This window comes from Nostoc sp. CHAB 5715 (genome assembly GCF_020829685.1).
Taxonomy (GTDB): Bacteria; Cyanobacteriota; Cyanobacteriia; order Cyanobacteriales; family Nostocaceae; genus Nostoc.
In genome coordinates, this window is record NZ_JAIVFR010000345.1 from 1 (window position 1) to 6,858 (window position 6,858).

General features: G+C 44.8%; 11 protein-coding genes. 4 read left to right on the forward strand and 7 right to left on the reverse strand.

What is annotated here, in order from left to right:
- Positions 1-136: 136 nt before the first annotated feature.
- The 6 genes from lptB to LC574_RS19405 all read right to left on the reverse strand — a co-directional run bounded on the left by lptB (position 137) and on the right by LC574_RS19405 (position 4,582).
- Positions 137-874, reverse strand: coding sequence for an LPS export ABC transporter ATP-binding protein (lptB, locus tag LC574_RS19385; RefSeq protein WP_166564548.1), 738 nt, complete (start codon positions 872-874; stop codon positions 137-139).
- Between the two features lie 83 nt (positions 875-957).
- A complete protein-coding gene (recJ, locus tag LC574_RS19390) occupies positions 958-2,688 on the reverse strand; it encodes a single-stranded-DNA-specific exonuclease RecJ (RefSeq protein ID WP_229455010.1) in 1,731 nt (576 codons plus the stop codon).
- Positions 2,689-2,928: 240 nt separating this feature from the next.
- Positions 2,929-3,450, reverse strand: a complete 522-nt coding sequence (locus tag LC574_RS19395; protein WP_229455011.1) for a hypothetical protein — start codon at positions 3,448-3,450, stop codon at positions 2,929-2,931.
- A gap of 268 nt (positions 3,451-3,718) precedes the next feature.
- Entirely contained in the window at positions 3,719-4,090 is a 372-nt protein-coding gene (locus LC574_RS19400) for a hypothetical protein (RefSeq protein ID WP_229455012.1), read from the reverse strand.
- 18 nt (positions 4,091-4,108) lie between these two features.
- A complete protein-coding gene (locus LC574_RS38130) occupies positions 4,109-4,237 on the reverse strand; it encodes a hypothetical protein (RefSeq protein ID WP_267871604.1) in 129 nt (42 codons plus the stop codon).
- A 3-nt stretch (positions 4,238-4,240) separates the two neighbouring features.
- Positions 4,241-4,582: a PadR family transcriptional regulator gene (locus tag LC574_RS19405; RefSeq protein WP_229455013.1), complete on the reverse strand. Its 342-nt coding sequence runs from the start codon at positions 4,580-4,582 to the stop codon at positions 4,241-4,243.
- Between the two features lie 313 nt (positions 4,583-4,895).
- Between LC574_RS19405 and LC574_RS19410 the strand changes: the two genes are divergently transcribed.
- Positions 4,896-5,528, forward strand: coding sequence for a DNA cytosine methyltransferase (locus LC574_RS19410; protein ID WP_229455014.1), 633 nt, complete (start codon positions 4,896-4,898; stop codon positions 5,526-5,528).
- A gap of 164 nt (positions 5,529-5,692) precedes the next feature.
- On the opposite strand, the gene LC574_RS38135 is transcribed toward LC574_RS19410, so the two are convergent.
- Positions 5,693-5,824, reverse strand: a complete 132-nt coding sequence (locus LC574_RS38135) for a hypothetical protein (RefSeq protein ID WP_267871605.1) — start codon at positions 5,822-5,824, stop codon at positions 5,693-5,695.
- Between the two features lie 81 nt (positions 5,825-5,905).
- Between LC574_RS38135 and LC574_RS39125 the strand changes: the two genes are divergently transcribed.
- The 3 genes from LC574_RS39125 to LC574_RS19425 form a co-directional block, all read left to right on the forward strand.
- Positions 5,906-6,064 (forward strand): hypothetical protein, encoded by a 159-nt coding sequence (locus LC574_RS39125; RefSeq protein WP_368736705.1) that lies wholly within the window; start codon positions 5,906-5,908, stop codon positions 6,062-6,064.
- Positions 6,065-6,382: 318 nt separating this feature from the next.
- A complete protein-coding gene (locus tag LC574_RS39130) occupies positions 6,383-6,679 on the forward strand; it encodes a transposase (protein ID WP_368736706.1) in 297 nt (98 codons plus the stop codon).
- Positions 6,657-6,858, forward strand: a 202-nt coding sequence (locus LC574_RS19425; protein WP_229455016.1) for a hypothetical protein, incomplete at its 3' end; no start/stop codon positions are given. The genes LC574_RS39130 and LC574_RS19425, both read left to right, overlap by 23 nt.

The following is a 6,858-nucleotide window of genomic DNA, read 5'->3' on the forward strand; positions in this document are numbered from 1 at the left end:
GTTCAAGGCCAGGAGCGTCAGCCCTAAGAGCAAGCACGGGAACACCAAGAGCCACCAGTTGCTGTGAACCGTGTTCAACTCGCCGCCGATGAAATGGTGAGAAGGGTATACCTGGGGATGCATTTTGAGCATTGGCTTATATCTTCCGCTTAAGCTCAAAATGCATCCCCAGGTATACCCTTCTCACCATTTCATCGGCGGCGAGTTCTTCTGCGGTGCCTTGTTTAAGGATTTTACCTTCAAATAACAGGTAGGCCCTGTCGGTAATGGATAAGGTCTCATTTACGTTGTGGTCCGTAATAAGGATACCTATATTTCTGTGTTTCAGTCTTGCCACGATACCCTGGATTTCTTCAACGGCAATCGGGTCAACCCCCGCAAACGGCTCATCAAGTAAAATAAATTTCGGATCAACCGCCAGAGCCCTGGCAATTTCCGTCCGCCTCCTCTCCCCTCCTGACAATACGATACCCTTGTTTTTACGGACGTGGGTCAGACTGAATTCTTCCAGCAAGCCTTCCGTCTTTTCTCTCCTCTCTGCTTTCGACATTCCGGGCTTGGCCAGTTCCAGTACACCGAGAATATTCTCTTCTACCGTCAGATCTCTGAAAATCGAAGCTTCCTGTGCCAGGTACCCGATCCCCAGTTTGGCTCTTTTGTACATTGGCAGGCTCGTAATATCCAGGTCATCAAGCCAGACCTTACCTTCATTCGGTTTCACCAAACCAACGGCCATGTAGAAAGAAGTGGTTTTCCCGGCACCATTAGGTCCGAGCAATCCGACGATCTCTCCCTGAGCCACCTGGTAACTCACCTGATTATTGACCAGACGTTGTCCGTATTTTTTGATAAGATTTTCGGTCCGAAGAAGCATTTACACAAAAATTAAAATACAAATTGTTTGAAACCACAAAGTTAAGCCTAAATATCAGCTTTTCCTGTTAAAATATGTTACAATCAGGCAAACTTAATGTCCCTGATAAATAATTGCAGAGAGGTCTGACCTCTGTAGGTATTCTCATCAATGCTGTAAACCATATCGAAAGGCCGGCCGGCCGCCAGGCCCTTGTAAAAATCGTCGACCATACCAAAACCGATCGCAGAAAGAACTGCTCCTGTTCCTGTATCGAGCACATCGATTTTAAGGTGTTTTTCTTTCAATATCCTGGGCGTGGAAGCCAGACGAAGGTTACGTGAAACAAAGACGGGCTGCATATTTTTAGGCCCGAATGGCGACATCTGCTTCAGAATCCGGTAAAATTTCCGGTCGATATCTGAAATTCCGATCTCCAGGTCGATGTTAATCTCAGGAATCAGGGGTTCGGCCCCCATCCGGCTATTGACCGCCGTATCAAAAGCAAGCCTGAACGCCTGAATGTTTTCAATCGGAATGGTCATCCCGGCGGCATGCATGTGGCCGCCAAACTGCTCCAGCAGATGGGAGCACTCCTCAATGGCTTCATAAAGGTTAAATCCGACAACGGACCTGGCCGAGCCTGCGGCATAGTCTCCCGTGGTTTTTGTAAAAATAATGGTGGGCCTGTAAAAATGCTCTATGCATCGCGAGGCCACAATCCCAATGACGCCCTTATGCCAGTTTTCATTAAAAAGCACCGTACTTCTGGCCTGATTCAGCATCCACTCATCTCCCCTGATCATTCCCAGGGCCTCATCTGTTATTTTGGCATCCAGGCCTTTCCGCTCGGTATTATTTTCCTGGATTTTATACGCAAAAGCCAGGGCTTCATCAAAGTCATCGGAAAGTAAAAGTTCAACGGCAGCTTTCGCATGTTTGATCCTTCCGGCGGCATTGATCCGCGGTCCGATCACAAACACGACGCTTTCTATGCTCATTTCGCCCTGATGGCCGGCTACCTGCTTGAGGGCTTTCAGACTCTGACGAGGGTTCTCATTCATCTTTTTCAGCCCGAAATAGGCCAGAGTCCGGTTTTCTCCTACGATCGGAACAATATCGGAAGCGATACTGACCATGGCCAGATCAAGATATTCGCACAGGTTTTCAAAAGGAATGTCATTCCGAAGGCAATAGGCTGTCAGCAGCTTAAATCCTACGCCATTGCCGGTAAGCTCTTTGAAAGGGTATTCACAATCTTTTCGTTTCGGATCCAGCACAGCCACAGCCTCAGGCAGGTCCTCTCCGGGCTCGTGGTGATCGCAAATGATAAAATCAATCCCGTATTTCTCCCTGGCATACTGCACCTTGTCGGCCGCCTTGATTCCGCAATCCAGACATATGATCAGTGAAACGCCCATTTCGGCCGCCTGATCGATCCCCTTCACCGACACCCCGTACCCTTCTGTATAACGGTCGGGATTATAATAAGTCAGGTGTTCGTAAAATCCGGACAGAAAACCATACACCAAGGCCACGGCGGTGGTACCATCCACATCATAATCTCCGTAAACCATGATTTTCTGATTCAGGCTGATCGCCTGTTCAAGCCTTTCTACAGCCCTGTCCATGTCTTTCATGAGAAACGGATCATGCAGATGACTCAGCTGAGGCCTGAAAAAAGTTTTGGCCTCATCAAAATCATGCACACCCCTCTGCCAAAGGATATTGGCTAAAACAGGGCTGATGCTGAGCTTTTCGATAAGTGATTGTGTGGCCTGAAGATCCTCAGCGGATTCAGGTAGTTGTTGTAATTTCCAGCGTTTCTCTACCATTACCCAAAATTAGGAAAAAATAATTATCCCTGCGTGCTTTCCCCGCCATTGTATTTTCGGTTTTATTATCCCGGAAAACGCAAAACAGTATTCAAATTTACAAAAAGGCACAAAAAAAACGCCACGAAGGCGTTTTTTAAAACTATAAATGTATCTCTTACAAAATCACGGTAAGACTTTTTACAACAGCCACCAACCTGACAGCATCAAAAATACGCTGTTCGGATCCACCATGACTCTTTACAGAAGCTTCATGCGAGGTAACACACATTTCGCAACTATTGATGCAACAATTCCTACAACAGTATTTGTTGAATAACAGATACTTATCCCACCCGCAGTACAAATAATTGCAATTTTAAACAGTAAAAACTTGGCATTTTCTATCTTTATTTGAATCTCACCTTTGAGCAAGTCCAATTTGTTAACAAAGGTTTTGCATTCAATCCAAACTTTAGGTTGTCCTTTTTCGAGCCATTGAAAGCGCAATTCTTGTAGTTCTGCAAGCCTGTCTTCTGGTAGTACTTTAGTTGCCCAACCTTTTATATGGCTTTTTTTGCGGAGTTCCATCTGCTTCTGCATCAGTCGCTGAAGCTGCTCGTGCCGATCCTGCTCCAGCCAATTAACCTGCTCTAGCATCTTCTGCTCCTGCTCCGACAGATCCTGCCTATTCAGCCAATTAACCTGCTCCCGCATCTCCTGCCTCTTCAGCCAATTCAGCAACTCCTGCTCTTTGGAATTATCTTCGTTAAACTGTTGCATCTACTTAAGCTCCACATCGATGGTCTGATTGGGTAATTATGTATGTCAATAACAATACACTCAGTTGACTGTAACTTATGCTTTTGTGGTTTCCGTGTGGTAGAATCAGTTTTTGATCAACACATTTGGCTATCCCCATCTGTTTAAGCCATTCCACTATCTCGGAAATATCATCAATTCTCTCGGAATTAATTTTTACCTGTTTTCCTCCCACTATACGCGCCCACGCTCCAGAATATGTCTTACAGACTACGGTAAAATGATGCTACTATGATGGGATTTGAGATTTGTACTCTGGGCAAAAAAAGTGCAAGGCTGCTATCGTCACAGTCGAGTCATAGTTAATCAACTGCCATTTTTGATTTAGGGATATAGTTTTGTCGCTTGCCAAAACCGAAATCAACTTTTCAGAAGAATTTTTGAGCGTTACACCCTGACCCAAATTAATGCACACTTTTTGACCGTAATTCAGCTTGTCAAAGTTAGATATTTTGCTCAAGGGATTGTTGTTCTCAAGCAGTAGATTGTTCACCGTGCGAAGAAACGCTTTTTCATTGAGATAGAATTCGGCAAGCGCAGTTGAGGGAGTGAGTATAAATACTTCAGTAATAACTAGAAGTGATAGAAGTTGTTTTTTCATGTGAAACAGACAGTATTATTAATTGAGAAATGGTTGATGATCTAAACTTGTCAATAATGCCCAGCGATTATCTACCTTTATCTGAGCATAGGCTTTGAACTGATCTAACAGGACTACGTAATTAGTGATGTCAACAAATACTTGCATCTACTAAGCTTCTTGTGGTGCTAATGAACCCTCTTCAGGACGACAAGCCAATCGTTTACGGTATTTTTGAACTTTTTTAAGTTCATCAGTCCCAATACCTGTGACTTGGTAGTACTTGCGCCTTGCACCACCTGTCTTGTCTTGCTCATCACCCCACGCCCAAGTGATTAATCCCTTTTTTTCAAGTCGGTTCAGGGTGGGGTATAAGCTGCCGAATCCAATCGGAATTGGTCTGCCGTCGTTTAACCCATCCAAAATTTCAAGACCATACAACATCTTATGCCCCATCATCAGGGTGAGAATATCCTCCTCTAAGGCTGAAAGCTTGACTTCTTCTTTGCCCATATAAATCAACCTTCTATACTTTAATTATTATAATAACTCATAGTACTTGATAAACATATAAGTATAAATACTCAAAAAAATGAATTTTGGAGTAGCACGCTGAAATAACCGTAAATCAAATTCTATTCGTTTGCTAAAAGCATATATAGAATTGTCAGGAGAAATCCCCTCAATTCCTTGCTGCTACCTGATTGAGCTATCTCGTCCGCTGGGAAATGAGAAACATCAAGCTCGTTATTACTTAGGTTCATGCGCGAACCTCAAGAAATAGTGGGAAGAACGATGACCTTGGCTATCGCGTTACTTCAGGCTGTTGAATGCAGCGGATTATGGAGTAGCGCAAAAGCGGGAGCGGGTTTTTATTGTTGGTTTTCGCTCTGATTTGAAAGCAAACTGGTCTTTCCCTGAACCAACACATACCGAAGAAGCGCTTATTTGGCATAAGTGGATTACTGGTGAATATTGGGAACGCCACGCTATAGCTAGCAAAGAACGCCCAGAAATACCATCTTTACTTCGTAGTCGCTTGCAACGTACTGGCGCAAATTTGTTAGGTAGCGTGACTGCTCCGTGGTGTACTGTCAGGGATGCGATCGCTGATTTACCACCACCCGAAAACACCGATGTGGCAGTAGAAATTCCCAATCACGTTTATATTCCAGGAGCTAGAAGTTATCCAGGACATACTGGCAGTCCTTTAGATGAACCAGCCAAAACCTTAAAAGCTGGGGTGCATGGTGTCCCTGGTGGGGAGAATATGCTTGCCTTGCCTAATGGACAAGTTCGCTACTTGACAGTGCGTGAAGCTGCGAGGTTACAGACGTTTCCTGATGATTATTACTTTCCCTGTAATTGGGGCGAGTCGATGCGTCAGATTGGTAATGCTGTACCTGTTACTCTTGCCCATCTGATTGCGAAGAGTATCCGCAGTCATCTAGACCGCTAACCAAGCAATTCTGATATTCTGCCTTCCTTTTAATTCAGGCTTTCTGTGATTCTAGCAGGAGCAATGAATTGTGTGCGACACGCTCTTGCTAGCTTGCTTAAGCGTAGGGGTATGTCAAGCCAAGTGCGATCGCCTTCCCTCAAGGCAATAAAATACAAGAGTAATCAAGTTATAGCAACCGCCAAGGCGGTTTGGGCATAAACTGGAAGTAGTCCCGTTCCTTTTCCTGCAAAGCGCGATCGCACTTTCATATGCCCAAACCCTATAGTTACGACCTGCGTCAAAAGGTTATTCAAGCCATCGAACTCGATGGCTTGAAGAAAAGTGATCTTGTTTTCTGTTTAATATCAGTCGCAACACTATAGACTTATGGAGCAATGCGACAAGCTGAAACGGGCGACTTCCAAGCCTTGCCCAATAAGCCTCCTGGTAATGGTCATAAAATCACCCACTGGGAAAAATTCCGTGAGTTCGCTTCATATAATGGGGATAAAACCCTTTTTCGTGATGGCATCACTTTGGGAGGAACAGATTAGCGATGCCTGCGGCGAGCTTCGCTAACGCACCATCTCACCAGCATTGAAAAAAATTGGCTTCACTCGAAAAAAAAGACCTATGGCTACCGTGAGCGAGATGAAGACAAACGGCAGGCGTTTGTAGCGCAGTTGTCCACCCTACCAAGGCGAGAAAATTGTCTACCTTGATGAGTCTGGGATGGATAACCGGGACGAATATGATTACGGTTGGATTTGAATTAGGGGAGCGCTTTCATGCACTTAAATCAGGACGACGTGAGGGGCGGGTAAACATGATTGCAGCGCTGTGTAACCAAAATTTAATAGCTCCCTTCAACTGTGAAGGAGCGTGTAATCGAACAGTGTTTGAAACTTGGGAGGGAAAATTGTTTGCTTCCAACACTCGAACCCGGACAGGTTGTGGTGATGGATAATGCCACATTCCATAAAGGTGGGCGCATTCAACAACCTAATCAGGAAGCGGGGTGTGAACTACTATACCTACCGCCTTATTCTCCAGACCTTAATAAAATTGAGAAATGCTGGTCTTGGTTAAAAAGTCAAATCCGCAAAAAACTGGAGCAGTTTGATTGTTTACGAGATGCCATTGAGCATGTCTTGCATTTTGCGTCCTAACCGCCTTGGCGGTTGCTATAACATTCAGTACGAGGTTTGGTCTGCCAGCACAATACGCCAAAGGTTAGCACCTCACCCTGAAATTGATTATCGTTACCTGCGATCGCAGGAATGGGTAGAAAAAATATGTGGTCGTGTACCTCAACCCTACCCTCAACTTGCTGAGAACTCTAGAGCTA